The following is a 14,825-nucleotide window of genomic DNA, read 5'->3' as shown; positions in this document are numbered from 1 at the left end:
CGCGGCATCAGCCGGGGAGTTCTCGAAGGGCAAAAGCGATTCTCTCGGGTCGTGCGGGAAGCTCGGGGGCGCTTGCTCAGCTCTCATCATTCGGGGATGAAAGTAACGATCGCATAAACCCTACCCTGCCGAGGCTGGGAAAGCCATGTGCCGTTCACTGTTCGTTCTCCACGATCGCCGTCAGCTGCTGGTGCACAGCGGCTCCGCCGGCGATCAGCATCGGGCGGGGAGAATCGACGTCTCTGCGTGAGACCACTCCCCCCGCCTCTGTGACCAGCAGGGCGCCGGCCGCGAAGTCCCACGGCTTGAGGCCGCGTTCGAAGTACCCGTCCAAGCGACCGGCCGCGACATAGGCGAGGTCGAGCGCGGCTGAGCCCATCCGGCGCAGATCCCGGGCCATGGGCATCACGCGCCGCACCAGGGCGAGGTCACCGTCGTGCGTCGACGGGTCGTATCCGAATCCAGTGGCGAGCAATGCGCCGGCGGGAGTCTTGGAGGTCACGCGGAGCCGCTGGCCGTCGAGCCACGCCCCTTCGCCCCGCACCGCGGTGAAGAGTTCGCCGAACACCGGCGCGAACACCGCACCAGCCAACGCCTCCCACGACTCCGGAAGCGGAGCCCCCCGCACCGCGGCGATGCTCACGTTGTACGCGGGGATGCCGTACGCATAGTTCACGGTGCCGTCGATCGGGTCGACCACCCAGGTGATGCCACTCGCGCCCACTTCGGCATCGGACTCCTCACCGAGAAAGCCATCATCCGGACGCACGGAGCGCAGCCGCTCTCGGATCAGGTTCTCGACCTCGCGATCCGCGTCGGTGACGATGTCGGCGAGCGTCGACTTGGTGGCCGCGAGCTGTACGCCCTCCGTCCGGCGCTGTGTGGCGAGTGCTCCGGCCTCCCGTGCGATCTCCGCGGCGAGTTCTCCGAGCTCGATTTCGAGACTCACAGCGGAGGAAGCGGAGGGGCGGGCGGGGCGGGCGGGAAGGCTGTCTGCGGAGGCTGCGGAGCCGCGGGGGAATCCGGTGCGGGCGGGATCGGCGGTGCCGGAATGCCGAGGTGGCCGCCGTCGGAGGCCGGGGCGACCGGCTCCTGCGCGACCGGGAATCCGGTAGTGGGGGTGCTCGCGATCGCCTGAGGCGCCTGCGGGACGACCGTGGGATATCCGGTGTAGTACGCGTTCCAGTCGGGGGATCCGTCGGGAAGCGCCGGCAGGGGCGTGATGCCGTCGGCATATGTCGGCCACGACGGTGCTGCCGCGGCGGGTGCCGCGACGCTCGGCTTCTTCGGAGCGAACAGCGCGTTGAGCAGTGGGATCAGCGTCGTGCCGACGGCCGCGAGGATCGTCAGCGCGACCACGATGCGCCAGTACAGCTCGCTGTAGTCGAAGGTCTGCGGGAAGGTGAGGAAGAAGACGAGCAGCGCGACGAGCGCGCCGAGGAACACCACGGTCACGATGAAGATGATCTTCGTGAACGTCGTGACGTGACGCTGGGCCGCCGGGGTGAACAGCCGCACATGCAGGAGCGCGAGCTGCAGGATTCCCACCACCAGGAGCAGCTGGAAGAAACGCTCAGCTCCTCCGAAGTAGTAGCCCTCCTCCGGGAGCCAGATCTTCACCGCACCGACGAGCAGAGCGACGATCCACGTCACCATGCTGGTCAGCGCCAGCCAATCCGGACGGTTCGGCGCGAGCCCGGCCTCCAGGATCGCGATGCCGGCGAACCCCGCCAGCAGCAGGATCGTGAGGAAGGCACGGCCGATCAGGCCGTCCTGGTCCCCGATCAGCACCCACACGACGCACACGAGCGCTGCCGCGATCAAGGCGCCGATGGCGATCCAGATGGCACCCCTGATGAGCAGAGATGTGTTCGTCTTCCCCGTGTGCGCGGTCTCCGGCTTCGACATGGCGATCCTCTCGTAGAGCGGCGGTGCCTTCATCCTGCCACGCTGCCGGTCCGATGCCGGGGAGATCGTCCCCGGCGGTGGACTTCTCCCGATGCGGAACGACCGGTGCAGGAAGAGTCAGCCGGACTTCTTGGCCGAGGCCGCCGCGAACGCCGTGATGCGGGCCTGCGCGTCGGCGGTCTGCATCGCGGCGCCGATCGAGCGGGCCTCCTCGCTGAGCTGTTCCGCGAAGGTGCGCTCGGGCTGCGAGCGCACGAGGCGCTTGGCCTGCCCGTACGCGTCGGCTGCTCCCGCGAGCCAGAAGCGGGCGATCTCCTCACCTCTGGCGCGGACGAGAGCCGCTTCGGACGCGGCATCCTCCCCGGCCACCGCTTCTGCGACCAGGCCCCAGTCCTGCGCCTCCTGCGCGCTGAGCAGCCGATCCTGCAGCACCAGCTGCAGTGCCCGTCGCTGCCCGATCGCGCGCGACAACTGCGCCGAGACCGAGAGATCGGGTGTCAGACCGATGTTCGCGTACAGGCTGCCGAGGCGGGAACGAGATCCGACGACGGCGTAGTCGCTGGAGAGCAGGATGCCGAGCCCCCCGCCCGCGGTCGTGCCGTGCGCGGCGGCGACGACGGGCACGGACGACTCCGTGAGCGAGCGGATCCCGGTGTTGATCACCTCGGCGAGAGCGGTGATCTCCGCGCCGGACCCCATCGTGGTCGCCATGTCGATCACGTCGCCACCGGCGCAGAACGCCGGACCTGACGCATCGATCAGGATCGCCTTCACCTCAGCCCGCGAGGTCGCCTCTGCGGTCGCGTCCCGCCAGGCGTGAGCCAGGTCGGCATTGAACGCGTTGAGTCGCGCGGGCCGGTTCAGCGTGAGCCGAGCCAGCCCTTCGTCGACCGACAGCAGAATCGCATCGCTCATGGCATCTCCTTCGAGCACGGACGTTGCCTCCAGCGTAATCGCGATCAGTCCTGCGCCTCCCAGACCCGGGAGACGAAGGCCTCCATGCGTCGGCGGGTGCCGTCGAGGCGGAAGTCGATCTGCCCGGGTGCCCTGACCTCGTTGGGGGCGAGCGGATGTGCCAGCCGCACGCTCTCGTGGCAGGACAGGTCGGCGCAGAGGTAGGTGCCGACCGAGTCGCCGCGTCGCCCCGCCTCGCCCGCTCGACGTGCGGAGAACAGCGCGACCTGATTGCCCGGCTGCATCGTGTGGCAGATGTTGCACATGCCCGATCGTGCACGCCCTGGACCCGAGGCATGCAGCACGACGCCTGCGATGCGGTCCTGCTGCTGGATCAGCACGTAGCCCCGAGCACCTGCGCCGGGATCGCGCCAGGCGAAGAAGTCGAGGTAGTCCCAGTCGACGAGGAGGAAGTCGTGCGGCATCTCCATGACACGCAGCTCATCAGGGTCCGCGTTGACGAACGAAGCCCGCACTTCGGTCTCGGTGAGCGCTCGCATCCGACCAGTCTATGAAGCCAGGGCACCACACGCGCCAGCCGCGCTTGCGGGCGCATCGGCCGGTTACCGGTAAGAATGGGTCGAGGCCCTTCGCGGCCGGAGGAGGCAATGGTGGCAGAGAGCGGATCCCGCACGCCCGTCGCAGACCAGATGTACGAAGTACTGCTCAGCCAGTTCATGGACGGCATCCGCGGCGCAGGAGAGCCCCTGAACATCGGCGCCCTGTCGCGCGAGCTCAACGTCAGCCCCACTCCCCTGCGCGAGGCCCTGGCCCGCCTGGAGCACACCGGGCTCGTGCACCGCGAGGCGCTGCGCGGTTACCGCGTCGCTCCGATGATGAGCCTCACAGAGGTGCGCCAGCTGCGCGATGCACGCCTCCTGCTCGAGCCTCACCTCGCCGCCGCCGCCACTGCTCGGGCCACCGACGCGTTCGTGGATGCGCTGGAAGAGACCGTCCGCGACTTCGAGTCCACGATCGATCACGCCGACCGCGAGACCGAGGGCTTCCGCATCTACTGGCGCTCGGACGACAAGTTCCACCGTCTGATCGCCGCGCACGCGGGCAACCCGTTCCTCGAGAACGCGTACACGACGCTCGCCGGTCAGATCCAGCGCTTCCGCCTGTTCTCGAAGCTCGGACGCACGGGCGCCAAGTGGGCCGCTCCGGAGCATCGCGCGATCCTCGACGCGATCCGCGCACGGGATGCCGAGTCGGCGACCGAGCGGATGCGCGAGCACATCGAGGCCTCGGCGGGACGCCTGCTCGACCCGTGATCCCCGCGCGGTCCCGGCCCCGGGATCTTGCGATCGGATCGTCCATCCCGCTACAGTCGCAATACTATTGTCGATAGTATTTCTTTCCGAAAGGTCAACGATGACTGAACAACTCGCCTCAGCCACGCGCACAGCCGTGGGAGGCCGCCGATACATCATCGGCATCGGCCTCATGCTCCTGGTGACGCTCGGCTACATGGACCGCATCAACTGGTCCATCGCCGGCAGCCACATCATCGAGGAGTTCGACCTCACGACGGGGCAGTACGGCATCCTCACCTCCGTCTTCAGCTGGGCCTACCTCGCGCTGATGATCCCGGTGGGGCTCATGGCGGATCGCTGGGGCGCTCGCCTCCTGCTGCCGATCAGCATCATCGTCTGGTCGATCGGGGCGGGCATGACCGGAGCCGCCACCGGACTCGCCGTGCTCGTCGTGGCCCGCCTGCTGCTCGGTGCCGGTGAGGCGCCCATGTACCCGGTCGGCAACTCCGTCATCTCCGAGTGGGCTCCGCGCCAGGAGCGCGCCCGGTTCACCGGCCTGCTCAACGCGGGGGCACTGTTCGGCCCGGCGATCGGCGCCGTGGTCGCCGCGTATCTGATCGCCTCGCTGAGCTGGCACGCCTCGTTCTTCATCCTCGGTGGCGTCGGCATCGTCTTCGGTCTCATCTGGCTGCTCGTGTACAACACCCCTGAGAAGACCAAGTGGCTGAAGCCGTCCGAGCGGGAGTACATCCTGCGTGAGCGGGTCGACCCGCAGGTCGCTGCGCAGGGATACTCCACCACGCCCCTCACCCTCCCGGTCCTGCTGCGCACACGCACGATGTGGAGCCTGCTGATCGCCCACGGCTGTGCGGCGTACACGAACTATCTCTTCCTCTCGTTCATGCCTCTCTACCTCGAGAAGGAGCGCGGGCTGGAAGGCCTCGGCTCCGGCTGGGTCACCGGCATCACGTATGCCGTGGCCGCCGTCGGCAGCATCTTCCTGGCGTACCTCGCGGACCGCCTGGTCCCCGCCGACAAGCTGCACTCGGGAGGCCGCCGCAAGCTCGTGACCACGGCCATGGTGGCTGCACTCCCTCTGCTGGTGCTCCCGTTCGTCGACGACGTGGTGGCGATCGTCATCCTGATCGCGTGGGTCCTCATCATGATCACCTCGGCGATGACCTTGAACTTCGCCCTCGCCGGCGACCTGATCCAGGGCAACCCCTCGAAGGGACGCGTGTTCGCGCTGGTCCAGGTGGGCGGCAACACCTTCGGGCTGCTCGCGCCGATCGTCACCGGCTTCCTCGTCGACGGAACGGGCTCCTACACGATCCCGTTCATCCTCGCCGGTCTCTTGCTCGCCGTCGGCGCGACGCTGACCGCGAAGTTCTCGCGGGGATCCCTGGCCTCGAAGGCGCAGGATTGACGCATGTACGAACTCCACTCGCTCGTCGACGGCTTCCCCGGGAAGTCCTCCTCGCACGGCGCCTTCGGGTGGAGCAGTCTCTGGCTGCTCCACCAGGGGGACCGTCGCGTGCTCATCGACGCCGGCCCTCCGGCCTACATCCCGCTGATCCACGAGGGTCTGGCCGACCTCGGCCTCGACACCGGTGACATCACCGACGTCGTGGTGACGCACCTGCACTGGGATCACGTGGGCAACTTCACGATGTACCCGAACGCCACGACCTGGGTCGGTGAGGAAGAGCTCGCCTGGGCGTCGACGCAGCCTGCCGGGACCAAGTTCATCCCCGATCTGCACATCCAGGAGCTGCTGCGTCGTCACGAGGGCGTCGAACGGATGCGCGACGGACAGGAGATCCTGCCGGGCATCACGGCGATCGCCAGTCCGGGGCACACCCCCGGTCACCTCGCCTTCCATGTGGAGGCCGCGGAGCGTTCGCACGTGTTCGCGGGAGACGCAGTGAAGAACGTGTTCGAGCTCAACACCCTCGTCGTCGATTCCACGATGGATGCCGACGCCAGCCGCGCGAGCGTCGACCGCCTCCGGTCGCTGCTGCGCGACACATCCGGCGTGCTCGTGCCCGGACACGATGTGGCACTGGCCCTCGACGGAGCCGACGCCGTGCGCCTGGCGGAGCAGTCCTCTCGGATCGGGTTCTTCGCGGACGGCGTCCGCGGCGAGGTCGATCGGAGCATCCGCTGACCCGCGCCTGACCGCGCACGACATCCGCCCCTCAGGAGATGACATGACCACCCCGCTGCGCTTCGATGCCAACCTCAAATGGCTGTTCACCGAGCACCCCTTCGAGGAGCGGTTCGACGCCGCTGCCCGCGCCGGCTTCCGCGCCGTCGAGTTCCCGGCGCCATACGAGTACGCGCCGGGCCGTCTCAGGGAGCTGCTGGCGCAGGCGGGTCTCGCGCAGGTGCTGATCAACACGCCGATGGGTCCCGCCGGTTCCCCCACCCGCCAAGGACTCGCGTGTGTTCCCGGCGCTGAGCAGGCCTTCCGCGACGGGGTGCTGCGGGGTCTCGAGTACGCCACGGCCCTCGAGGCCCCGTTCCTGCACGTCGTCGGGGGCATCGTCCCCGACGACGTGCAGCGGGACCGGGCCTTCGCGCTCTACGCCGCGAACATCGCCTGGGCGGCCGAGCAGGCGCGCGGCACCGGCATCCGCCTGCTGCTCGAACCGCAGAACAAGCGCGACGCCCCCGGCTTCATCCTCGAGACGCAAGCACAGGCCGCTGCCGTCGTCGACGCCGTGGGCCGCGAGCAGACCGGCCTGCTGATGGACTTCTACCACGCGCAGATCGACGAGGGCGACCTGATCCCCACGTTCCTCGCGCACCGCGAGCAGATCGCACACCTCCAGATCGCCGACCCGCCGAGCCGCCATGAGCCGGGCACGGGAGAGATCGCGTTCGATCGTGTCTTCACAGCGATCCGCGACTCGGGCTACGACGGCTGGATCGGCTGCGAGTATCAGCCGCTGACCGACACCGTGACCGGCCTCGGCTGGATGAAGGAGCTCTCCGCATGACCACTCCCCCGAGAATCGCCCTGATCAGCGCCGTCACCGCGGCGATCGCGCCGGCTCGATCGGCGCTCGACGAGCTGTACCCCGAGGCCGAGGTCTGGAACATCCTCGACGATCGTCTGCTCAGCGACGCCGACGACCGCGGTGGTCTCGACGACGCACTCCGCGCGCGGATGGTGCGCCTGATCGACCACGCCCTGGCGGAAGGCGCCGACGGCGTTCTCCTCACCTGCTCCCTCTACGGACCCGTCGCCTCCGACGTCCGGCGCGATGCGCCGGTGCTGGCCCCCGACGAGGCCGCGTTCCGTGAGATCGCGATGGCCGGATACGGCACCGTGCTGGTGGTCGCCTCCTTCGACGGCGCCAGAGACGATTCCGTCGAACGCTTGGAGACGACCCTGCACGAGGCAGGAAGCGCCACGGCCGTGACCGGCATCACGGTGCCCGCCGCCATGGCTGCCACGAAGGCCCAGGACTCCCGAGCGCTGGTCGCCGCGCTGTCGGACGCCTGCGCTCCGCACGCCGCGCAGATGGACGCCGTCTTCCTGGCCCAGTACTCGCTGGCTCCCGCAGCGCGCGAGCTGGCAGATGTACTCGGCATCCCGGTGCTGTCGGGTCCGGCCAGCTCCGCCGTCGCCCTGCGCCACCTCCTCGCCGCGGGGTCCGCCCGATGATCGGGATCATCGCCGACGACGTGACCGGCGGAACCGACGTCGCGGTGGCCTGCCGCCGTCAGGGATTGCGCACCGGCATCGTGTTCGGAGAGCCGCGCGACCACTCGATCGACCCGACGTGGGACGTGGGCGTCGTGGCCCTCAAGACCCGCACGATCCCCGCAGCGGATGCCGTCGCCCAGTCGCTCACGGCGGCGAGGGCTCTGCAGGCGCAGGGCGCGGATCAGCTGTACCTCAAGTACTGCTCGACGTTCGATTCGACCGCCGACGGGAACATCGGCCCGGTGCTTGAGGCGCTCGCGTCTCTCGTCGACGCGCGACGTGTGGTCACGACGCCGAGCTCTCCCGAACACGGCCGCACGGTCTCCGGCGGACAGCTCCTGGTGAACGGCGTCCCTCTCGCCGAGTCGCCCATGCGCGACCATCCGCTCACGCCGATGCGCGACTCCGACCTGGTGCGGCTGCTCGATCGTCAGCTGACCGCTCCGTCGAGCCGGGTGCTCCCCCTCGAGCTGGTGCATGCCGGCGCGGATGCGCTGCGCTCGGCGATCGCAGACTCCGCCCACGACGCCCGCTACCTCTTCCCCGACGCGGTCACCGACGACGACCTGCTGGCGATCGCCCGGGCCGCTGTGCACGAGCCCCTGCTCGCGGGAGCGGCAGGGCTCGCCGGAGCCCTCGCCCGCGCCGTCGTCGAGAGCCGGCCATCCACGGAGCATCCGACTCCGCCCGCCGATGACACCGGCCGCACGATCGTGCTCGCCGGCAGCTGCTCGCGGCGCACGCTGGAGCAGATCGATGCGATGCGGAACGCCGGACGTCCGATGCACCGCCTCGACGCCCTCGCCGATCAGGATCCGACCGCGCTCGCGGCCCGGGCGCTCGCCTGGTACGACGCGCTCGACCGGGACGCGCCTGCGCCTCTCATCTACGCCTCGCTGCCGCCCGAGGAGCTGCAGGAGGTGCAGGAGCAGCTCGGCGTCGAGCGATCGGCCGCCATCCTGGAAGACGCGATCTCGCAGGTCGCCCAGGGCGTCCGCGAGCGCGGTGTCTCCTGCTTCATCACGGCCGGCGGCGAGACCTCCGGTGCGGTGATCGCCGCACTCGCGGTGCGCGGCGGCGAGATCGGCGCGGAAGCAGCCCGCGGAGTGCCGTGGATCCACGGCCATGACGGCGCGCGATTCCTGCTGAAATCGGGCAACTTCGGCGACCCCGAGCTTCTGGTGCGCGCCTCCGAAGGGAGCGGGTCGTGAACGCTCAGCGCGACGACGTCATCCGGGCCGCCCGGTCTCTGTTCGACCGGGGCCTCACCCACGGCAGCACGGGCAACCTCTCGGTGCGCGCAGAGGGCGGCATCCTGGTCACCCCGACCGGATCGAGCCTGGGCACCGTGACCGCCGACGAGCTCTCGCTGATCGATGACCGGGGCCGGCACCTGTCGGGCCCCGCACCGTCGAAGGAAGCTTTCCTGCACGCGGCCGTGCTGCGTGCCCGACCCGGCGCACAGGCGGTCGTGCACACCCACTCCACGCATGCCGCTGCCGTATCGTGCCTGGCGGACCTCGACCCGAACGATGCGCTCCCCCCGCTCACGGCCTACTTCGCGATGCGCATCGGCCGTCTCCCGTTGCTGCCGTACCACGCACCGGGGGACGACGCACTGGAGACGCTCGCCGAGCGCACCGCGCGCGACCACGTGGCGCTGCTGCTCAGCAATCACGGTCCCGTGGTCGCCGGTCGGACTCTCTCCGCGGCCATGGATGCACTCGAGGAGCTCGAGGAGACGGCGAAGCTCTTCCTGCTGCTCCGCGGCCTGGCCACCCGCCCGCTGACTCCCGCTCAGGCCGACGCGCTGCGTCCAGCGAACTAATCGCCTCGCACACGACGAAGGGCGTGTGGGCTCCGGAATCGGAACCCGCACGCCCTTCGTCGTATGGTCGGGGTCAGGAACCCACGAACACTCCGTTGCGCTTCTTCGCCAGCACGTAGAGCACGACGCTGATCGCGCAGAGGGTCGCGATGTAGATCGGGAACATCCAGCCCGCGCCGATGCTCTGCAGCCACACGAACAGGTACGAGGCGGTGCCGCCGAAGAGCGCGACGCCGACGCCGTAGCCGAGTCCCATCGCCGTGCCGCGGATGTGCTGCGGGAACAGCGAGTTGGCGACGGCGTTGTAGATCGTCAGGTTCAGCAGCAGCACGAGAGATCCGCCCAGCATGACACCGGCGAGCGGACCGATACCGCCGTCGTTGTAGAGCAGCACCAGGAAGATCGTCGGGATCGCCAGGATGCGTCCGACCAGGAACCAGCGCGAGAGCGCCCACTTGTCGAGGATGCGACTCAGCACGAGCGCTCCGAGGGTGAGCACGATGCTCATCGTCGTCGATACCGCGAACACAGCGGTGGGGTCCTCGCCGAACGCTCCCGTCGCCAGGGAGGGCAGACCGGAGAGCCACGTGTAGTTGTAGGCCATGATCGCGCCGATCACGAAGACGACGGCGATCACGCTCAGCCAGTAGTGCCGCACGCCGCGCCAGACCTCGATCGTCTCGGTGCGGGTCGCGACCTCGCCGTTCTTGCCCACGACGCCGACGGGCAGCGTCTCCGGCAACGAGCGTCGCAGCCACAGCACGAGGACGCCGAGCACGCCGCCGAGGATGAACGGGATACGCCATCCGTACTCGCCCATCGCGGTGGCGCCCAGGAGCGCGCTGGCGCCGAAAGCCGTCAGCGGGGCGAGCAGGTTGCCGAGGTTGTTGAAGAACGCCATGAAGCCGGCGACATAGCCAGGGCGCTCCGGCACCAGTTCCAGACCGTAGGCCTGGCTCAGCGGCGCCTCGATGCCGGTCGAGATGCCCTGCACGATGCGCATGAGCAGCACGATGATGCCGGCCCAGACGCCGAGGGTCTCGTGCGTCGGCAGCACGCCGATCACGAGGCTCGCGGCGGCCGTGACGCCGACCGACCCGATCATGACGATCTTGCGACCGACGCGGTCGGCGACGAGGCCGAAGACCACTCCACCGATCGGGCGGAAGATGAAGCCGACCGCGAAGACGGCGAGCGAGTTGAGCGTCGCCGAGGCGGGGCTGTCGCCCGGGAAGAAGGCATTGCCGATATAGACCGAGAGCAGTCCGAACATCGCCCAGTCGAACCACTCGAGAGCGTGGCCCGCGCTGAGCGCGAAGAGATTGCGGGTGTCGTGGCGACGCGAACGTGCGTCGTCGACGGGTCGGGTGGTGGTTTCCTGCGTCACGGGAGAGCTCCTTCGCTCAGGGGGGGTGATGCCTGTTTCGGGGGGGGTGGGTCAGCGCCAGGGAAGCGGGCGGCGGAGGGTGTCGCCGATGAGGTGGAGCACGCCGTCGAAGTCCATGTCGAAGATGACACGGTGCAGCGGACGGGTCTCCTCACGCGACGGATGCACGCCGGCGAGGTAGCGGTCGCCGGTCGCCGGGTCCTGGAAGGTCTGCAACGGGCGACGGACAGCCCCTGCGACGAGCTCCGGTCGCAACAGGGTGGCGACGGCGAGGCTGTCGTTGATGCCCATGACCCGATGCTCATCCGGCTGCGGATACGACCGCGTGTAGAAGCCCGCGTAATCCGCGCTGATCGCGGTGATCAGCTGCGCGGGAGGAGAGGCGGTCTCCGCGGCGATCTCGAGGAAGAAGTCCTCGGGGACGAGCGCTTGCCGCGTCACATACGGACCGCACCAGGTCACGTCGCCCTCATGGCCCGCGACCTCCTGCGCGGCGTCGATGTCGAACGACACGTTCGGGTCACGCGAGACGCGGAAGCGTCGATCCGCCCACGGCTCGGTGTCGTTGTAGAGGGCAGGGCCGAGGGTACCGACGATGGTCGTGCTGCGCAGCCGTTCCAGCAGCCGCGGCTCCCGCTGCAGGGCGAGCGCGAGGTTCGTCTGCGGACCGAGCGCGAGGTAGTCGATCTCGCCGTCATGTGCGTCGACCAGGTCGAGCAGCACCTGCACGCCGTCGGGTTCGGCCGGCACGGGAGTCGCGGGCCGGAGTCCGGTGTTCCCGAATCCGTCCTCGCCGTGTATTCCCGGGTTCAACCGCAGCTCTTGCCGCAGCGGCACCGAGGCGCCACGGTACACGGGCACGTCGGTGCGGCCGCAGGTGTCGAGCACATACCGGGCGTTGTCGGCGGCACGCTCGCTCTCGCAGTTGCCGAAGACACTGATCGCCGCGAGGATCTCGACCTCGGGGTCGGCTGCCAGCAGCATCAGTGCGAGCGCGTCGTCGACTCCCGTGTCGGTGTCCACGATGACTTTTCTCATGTTCTCTCTTCTCGTCAGTGCGACCTGGGTCCGGCCGCAGCTTCCGTGATGACGCCCTGCGGCGTCGGTTGTCAGGGGGCGCTCAGCCCGACGGATGCGAAGGCGCGGCGCGCGTCATCCGCGCCGAGTGACGCGGCGAAGGCGGCTGCCGCCCCCGGAGCTCCGTGGCGCACGCCGATCGCGAACGAGGCGTACGACTGGAGCGCGTGCGGGATCGGCGCCACGACGTGCGGTCCCGCCACCGCGCGCAGTTCGCTGACCTGCTGGATCGCGACGCTCGCGCGACCGTCGACGACAGCCTCGGCCGTGAGCCCGGCAGCGAAGCGGACGGCGCGCTCGTCGATGGCGTCGAGCAGATCGTGCGCGCGCAGCACCTCCATGAAATGCAGCCCGCTCGCGCCGCTCAGTGTGTAGGCGACGGCCGCGGCCGCACGCAGATACTCGAGGAAGCTCTCCGCCGATTCGTCGGCGGGCGCTGGGCTGTCCGGCAAGCGGGCAAATCCGACCGCCGAGACCGCGATGTCGGCGAGACCTTCGTGGCCGAGCACTCCCTGGTCGGCCAGCTCCCGTACCGATGACGAGACGCCCAGCACGAGGTCGGGGCGCGCGCCCTCTGCAATGCGGCTCAGCAGCACCGTGGTCGGCTCGAACGTCGCCTCGACGCGTTCTCCCGTCTCCTTCTCGAAGATCGGGATCACGGTCTCCTCGAGCGCCTGACGGACGACGAGTCCGCTGTAGAGCGTGATCACGCCGGCACCCCCTGGTAGTCGGGGTTCACGACGAACCGGGGCTCTCCCCCGCCGAGCACGTCGATCACGGTCGTCGCGGCGATGCGGCCGGACTCCCCTCGCGCCTCTCGGGTGGCTCCGGCGACGTGGGTCGTCGCGAGGATGCCCGGTGTGTGCAGCAGTGGGCTCGTGGGCGACAGCGGCTCCTCGGCGAAGACATCGAGCGCTGCGCCGCCGATCACACCAGCCTCGACGGCCTCGACCAGCGCCTGCTCGTCGATGATGCCACCGCGGGCGGTGTTGATCACGATCGCATCGGACTTCATCAACGCCAGTCGCTGCGCATCGATGAGGTTGCGGGTCGAGTCGTCGAGGAAGAGATGCAGCGTGACGAAGTCGGACTGCGCCAGCACGTCTTCGAGGTCGGCGCGTCGCACCCCGTTCGCCGCAGCGAACTCCTGGTCGAAGTAGGGGTCGTACGCGACGATGTCCATGCCGAACGCCCGCCCGATCGCGGCGACCGCCTTGCCGATGGATCCGAGTCCGAGGATGCCGAGCGTCGCGCCTCTGAGCTCGCGTCCGGTGAGTTGCTCCCAGCGTCCGTCCGAGAGGTTGCGGATGTTCTCCGGGATCCGCCGTGCCGACGCCAGCAGCAGCGCGAACACGTGCTCCGCGACCGCCTGACGGTTGGCGCCGGCGGTGATGCAGACCGGGATGCCGCGACGGGTGGCGGTAGCGACGTCGACGCTGTCGTAGCCGACGCCGGTGCGCACGACGACCTTGAGGTTCTCGGCCTGGGTCAGCTCTTCGGCACCCAGGGGGCGGGTGCCGGCGATGATCGCGCGGACTCCGCCGAGCAGCTCTGCGCGGTCGTCCGCGGAGAGCGCCGCGAGGTCGGCCTCGTGGCGGGTCGTCAGCCCGGCAGCGGTCAGCATCCGATCGACCTCGTCGCCGGGGGCGAGGAACGCGGTCGTGATGAGTACATCGACACTCTGCGGCGTGGTCACCAGATGCCTCCTTCGTAGTCGGATGCCGTGAACGCACCGCCGTGATAGCGGGGCGCGGGGGCGTCGCGGTCGACTCCTTCGGCGTGATCGGCGGCGTCGTCCTTCGGGACGAAGCCGATCGCATCCCACCCGGCCTGCCCGTTCCACCAGGAACCGGTGTTGTTCGAGCAGCCGTAGACGACCTGGCAGCCGACCGGTGCGCTCTCGATCGCGCACCGGGTGAGCTCGATGCCATCGCGCCAGCTCAGCCACAGCGCGAGCTGGCGCTGGTCCTCCGGTGCGGGGCGGAAGGTGCCGATGCGCAGCAGCACCGACTCCACTCCCCACTTGTCGTGGTACAGGCTCGCGAGCGCCTCGCCGAAGGCCTTCGAGACGCCGTAGAAGGTGTCGGGGCGCAGCGGGGCACTCTCATCGAGGGTCTCGGTCGCGGCGTGGAAACCGACGACATGGTTCGAGCTCGCGTAGACGACGCGGCGCACACCGGCCCGGCGGGCGGCTTCATACACGTGGTACGTGCCGTCGATGTTGGAGGTGCGGATGCTCTCGTAGGTCGACTCATCGGCGATGCCGCCGAGGTGCACGATGACATCCACCCCCGCCGCTGCCTTCGTAAGACCGTCGAGGTCGGCGAGGTCGCCGATGACGACCTCCTCCCCCGGGTGCAACGGCTCCTCGGGAGCGCGACGCGTGAACAGCACGACGCGGTCGTAGCGACCGGCGAGACCCTCCCGGATCACCCTGCCCATGCGGCCGGCGCCTCCGGTGTAGAGAACTGTCGTCATCGTCGTCCTTCCCTGCTGTGGGGCATCTCCGCCCCGCCGATCTTCACCATAGTATTGGCAATACTATTTTATTTCAACGGGAAAGCGAGCACGCACACCGATCAAGGCTACGTCCTTCGCCCGCGAACGAGAGAGCCTTGGTGGCTCAGGCGTCGACGTCGTTCTTCGCCGGAAGCAGTGACGGAGCATCGCCCAGGATGGCTTCGACTCGCAAGTCGCCGA

The 14,825-nt window shown here is 69.1% G+C and carries 16 protein-coding genes; 7 read left to right on the top strand and 9 right to left on the bottom strand.

Annotated features, from left to right (window positions below; genetic code table 11):
• Positions 1–154: 154 nt before the first annotated feature.
• The 4 genes from KZC51_RS06955 to KZC51_RS06940 form a co-directional block, all read right to left on the bottom strand.
• On the bottom strand, positions 155–949 hold the full coding sequence (locus KZC51_RS06955) for an inositol monophosphatase family protein (protein ID WP_247629277.1): 795 nt from the start codon (positions 947–949) through the stop codon (positions 155–157).
• Positions 946–1,941 (bottom strand): hypothetical protein, encoded by a 996-nt coding sequence (locus KZC51_RS06950; RefSeq protein ID WP_247629276.1) that lies wholly within the window; start codon positions 1,939–1,941, stop codon positions 946–948. Before KZC51_RS06950 ends, KZC51_RS06955 begins: the two co-directional genes overlap by 4 nt.
• Positions 1,942–2,025: 84 nt before the next feature.
• Positions 2,026–2,823, bottom strand: coding sequence for an enoyl-CoA hydratase/isomerase family protein (locus KZC51_RS06945; RefSeq protein WP_247629275.1), 798 nt, complete (start codon positions 2,821–2,823; stop codon positions 2,026–2,028).
• A 44-nt stretch (positions 2,824–2,867) separates the two neighbouring features.
• Positions 2,868–3,362 (bottom strand): FBP domain-containing protein, encoded by a 495-nt coding sequence (locus tag KZC51_RS06940; RefSeq protein ID WP_247629274.1) that lies wholly within the window; start codon positions 3,360–3,362, stop codon positions 2,868–2,870.
• A 111-nt stretch (positions 3,363–3,473) separates the two neighbouring features.
• On the opposite strand from KZC51_RS06940, the gene KZC51_RS06935 reads away from it, so the two are divergent.
• The 7 genes from KZC51_RS06935 to otnC all read left to right on the top strand — a co-directional run bounded on the left by KZC51_RS06935 (position 3,474) and on the right by otnC (position 9,661).
• Complete coding sequence (locus KZC51_RS06935; protein WP_247629273.1) at positions 3,474–4,136, top strand: GntR family transcriptional regulator; 663 nt, start codon at positions 3,474–3,476, stop codon at positions 4,134–4,136.
• 100 nt (positions 4,137–4,236) lie between these two features.
• Positions 4,237–5,544, top strand: coding sequence for an MFS transporter (locus KZC51_RS06930; protein ID WP_247629272.1), 1,308 nt, complete (start codon positions 4,237–4,239; stop codon positions 5,542–5,544).
• 3 nt (positions 5,545–5,547) lie between these two features.
• Positions 5,548–6,285, top strand: coding sequence for an MBL fold metallo-hydrolase (locus KZC51_RS06925; protein WP_247629271.1), 738 nt, complete (start codon positions 5,548–5,550; stop codon positions 6,283–6,285).
• A 43-nt stretch (positions 6,286–6,328) separates the two neighbouring features.
• A complete protein-coding gene (locus tag KZC51_RS06920; RefSeq protein ID WP_247629270.1) occupies positions 6,329–7,120 on the top strand; it encodes a hydroxypyruvate isomerase family protein in 792 nt (263 codons plus the stop codon).
• Positions 7,117–7,791: an aspartate/glutamate racemase family protein gene (locus KZC51_RS06915; protein ID WP_247629269.1), complete on the top strand. Its 675-nt coding sequence runs from the start codon at positions 7,117–7,119 to the stop codon at positions 7,789–7,791. The genes KZC51_RS06920 and KZC51_RS06915 overlap by 4 nt, the downstream gene beginning before the upstream one ends.
• On the top strand, positions 7,788–9,044 hold the full coding sequence (gene otnK / locus KZC51_RS06910; protein WP_247629268.1) for a 3-oxo-tetronate kinase: 1,257 nt from the start codon (positions 7,788–7,790) through the stop codon (positions 9,042–9,044). Before KZC51_RS06915 ends, otnK begins: the two co-directional genes overlap by 4 nt.
• Complete coding sequence (gene otnC / locus KZC51_RS06905; RefSeq protein WP_247629267.1) at positions 9,041–9,661, top strand: 3-oxo-tetronate 4-phosphate decarboxylase; 621 nt, start codon at positions 9,041–9,043, stop codon at positions 9,659–9,661. The genes otnK and otnC overlap by 4 nt, the downstream gene beginning before the upstream one ends.
• A 73-nt stretch (positions 9,662–9,734) precedes the next feature.
• Here the strand turns inward: otnC and KZC51_RS06900 are convergent, their stop codons facing one another.
• From KZC51_RS06900 to KZC51_RS06880, 5 genes are all read right to left on the bottom strand, one after another.
• Positions 9,735–11,048 (bottom strand): MFS transporter, encoded by a 1,314-nt coding sequence (locus KZC51_RS06900; protein WP_247629266.1) that lies wholly within the window; start codon positions 11,046–11,048, stop codon positions 9,735–9,737.
• A 51-nt stretch (positions 11,049–11,099) separates the two neighbouring features.
• Positions 11,100–12,086, bottom strand: coding sequence for a nucleoside hydrolase (locus KZC51_RS06895; RefSeq protein WP_247629265.1), 987 nt, complete (start codon positions 12,084–12,086; stop codon positions 11,100–11,102).
• Positions 12,087–12,157: 71 nt separating this feature from the next.
• A complete protein-coding gene (locus KZC51_RS06890) occupies positions 12,158–12,835 on the bottom strand; it encodes a substrate-binding domain-containing protein (RefSeq protein ID WP_247629264.1) in 678 nt (225 codons plus the stop codon).
• Positions 12,832–13,821 carry a phosphoglycerate dehydrogenase gene (locus KZC51_RS06885; RefSeq protein ID WP_247629263.1) on the bottom strand — a complete coding sequence of 330 codons (990 nt, stop codon included), beginning with the start codon at positions 13,819–13,821 and terminating at the stop codon, positions 12,832–12,834. Before KZC51_RS06885 ends, KZC51_RS06890 begins: the two co-directional genes overlap by 4 nt.
• Positions 13,818–14,603: an NAD-dependent epimerase/dehydratase family protein gene (locus tag KZC51_RS06880; protein ID WP_247629262.1), complete on the bottom strand. Its 786-nt coding sequence runs from the start codon at positions 14,601–14,603 to the stop codon at positions 13,818–13,820. The genes KZC51_RS06885 and KZC51_RS06880 overlap by 4 nt, the downstream gene beginning before the upstream one ends.
• Between the last annotated feature and the right edge of the window lie 222 nt (positions 14,604–14,825).

The sequence above is a fragment of the Microbacterium croceum genome (assembly GCF_023091245.1).
Lineage (GTDB): Bacteria > Actinomycetota > Actinomycetes > Actinomycetales > Microbacteriaceae > Microbacterium > Microbacterium croceum.
The sequence above is the reverse complement of the archived record's forward strand: the minus strand, read 5'-3'. Positions and strand labels throughout refer to the sequence as shown.

Excerpts from the sequence above, each read along its gene's own strand:
- KZC51_RS06950 (WP_247629276.1), bottom strand. The coding sequence starts at position 1,941 with ATGAAGGCACCGCCGCTCTACGAGAGGATCGCCATGTCGAAGCCGGAG.
- KZC51_RS06945 (WP_247629275.1), bottom strand. The coding sequence starts at position 2,823 with ATGAGCGATGCGATTCTGCTGTCGGTCGACGAAGGGCTGGCTCGGCTC.
- KZC51_RS06940 (WP_247629274.1), bottom strand. The coding sequence starts at position 3,362 with ATGCGAGCGCTCACCGAGACCGAAGTGCGGGCTTCGTTCGTCAACGCG.
- KZC51_RS06930 (WP_247629272.1), top strand. The coding sequence starts at position 4,237 with ATGACTGAACAACTCGCCTCAGCCACGCGCACAGCCGTGGGAGGCCGC.
- KZC51_RS06925 (WP_247629271.1), top strand. The coding sequence starts at position 5,548 with ATGTACGAACTCCACTCGCTCGTCGACGGCTTCCCCGGGAAGTCCTCC.
- KZC51_RS06920 (WP_247629270.1), top strand. The coding sequence starts at position 6,329 with ATGACCACCCCGCTGCGCTTCGATGCCAACCTCAAATGGCTGTTCACC.
- KZC51_RS06915 (WP_247629269.1), top strand. The coding sequence starts at position 7,117 with ATGACCACTCCCCCGAGAATCGCCCTGATCAGCGCCGTCACCGCGGCG.
- otnK (WP_247629268.1), top strand. The coding sequence starts at position 7,788 with ATGATCGGGATCATCGCCGACGACGTGACCGGCGGAACCGACGTCGCG.
- KZC51_RS06895 (WP_247629265.1), bottom strand. The coding sequence starts at position 12,086 with ATGAGAAAAGTCATCGTGGACACCGACACGGGAGTCGACGACGCGCTC.
- KZC51_RS06880 (WP_247629262.1), bottom strand. The coding sequence starts at position 14,603 with ATGACGACAGTTCTCTACACCGGAGGCGCCGGCCGCATGGGCAGGGTG.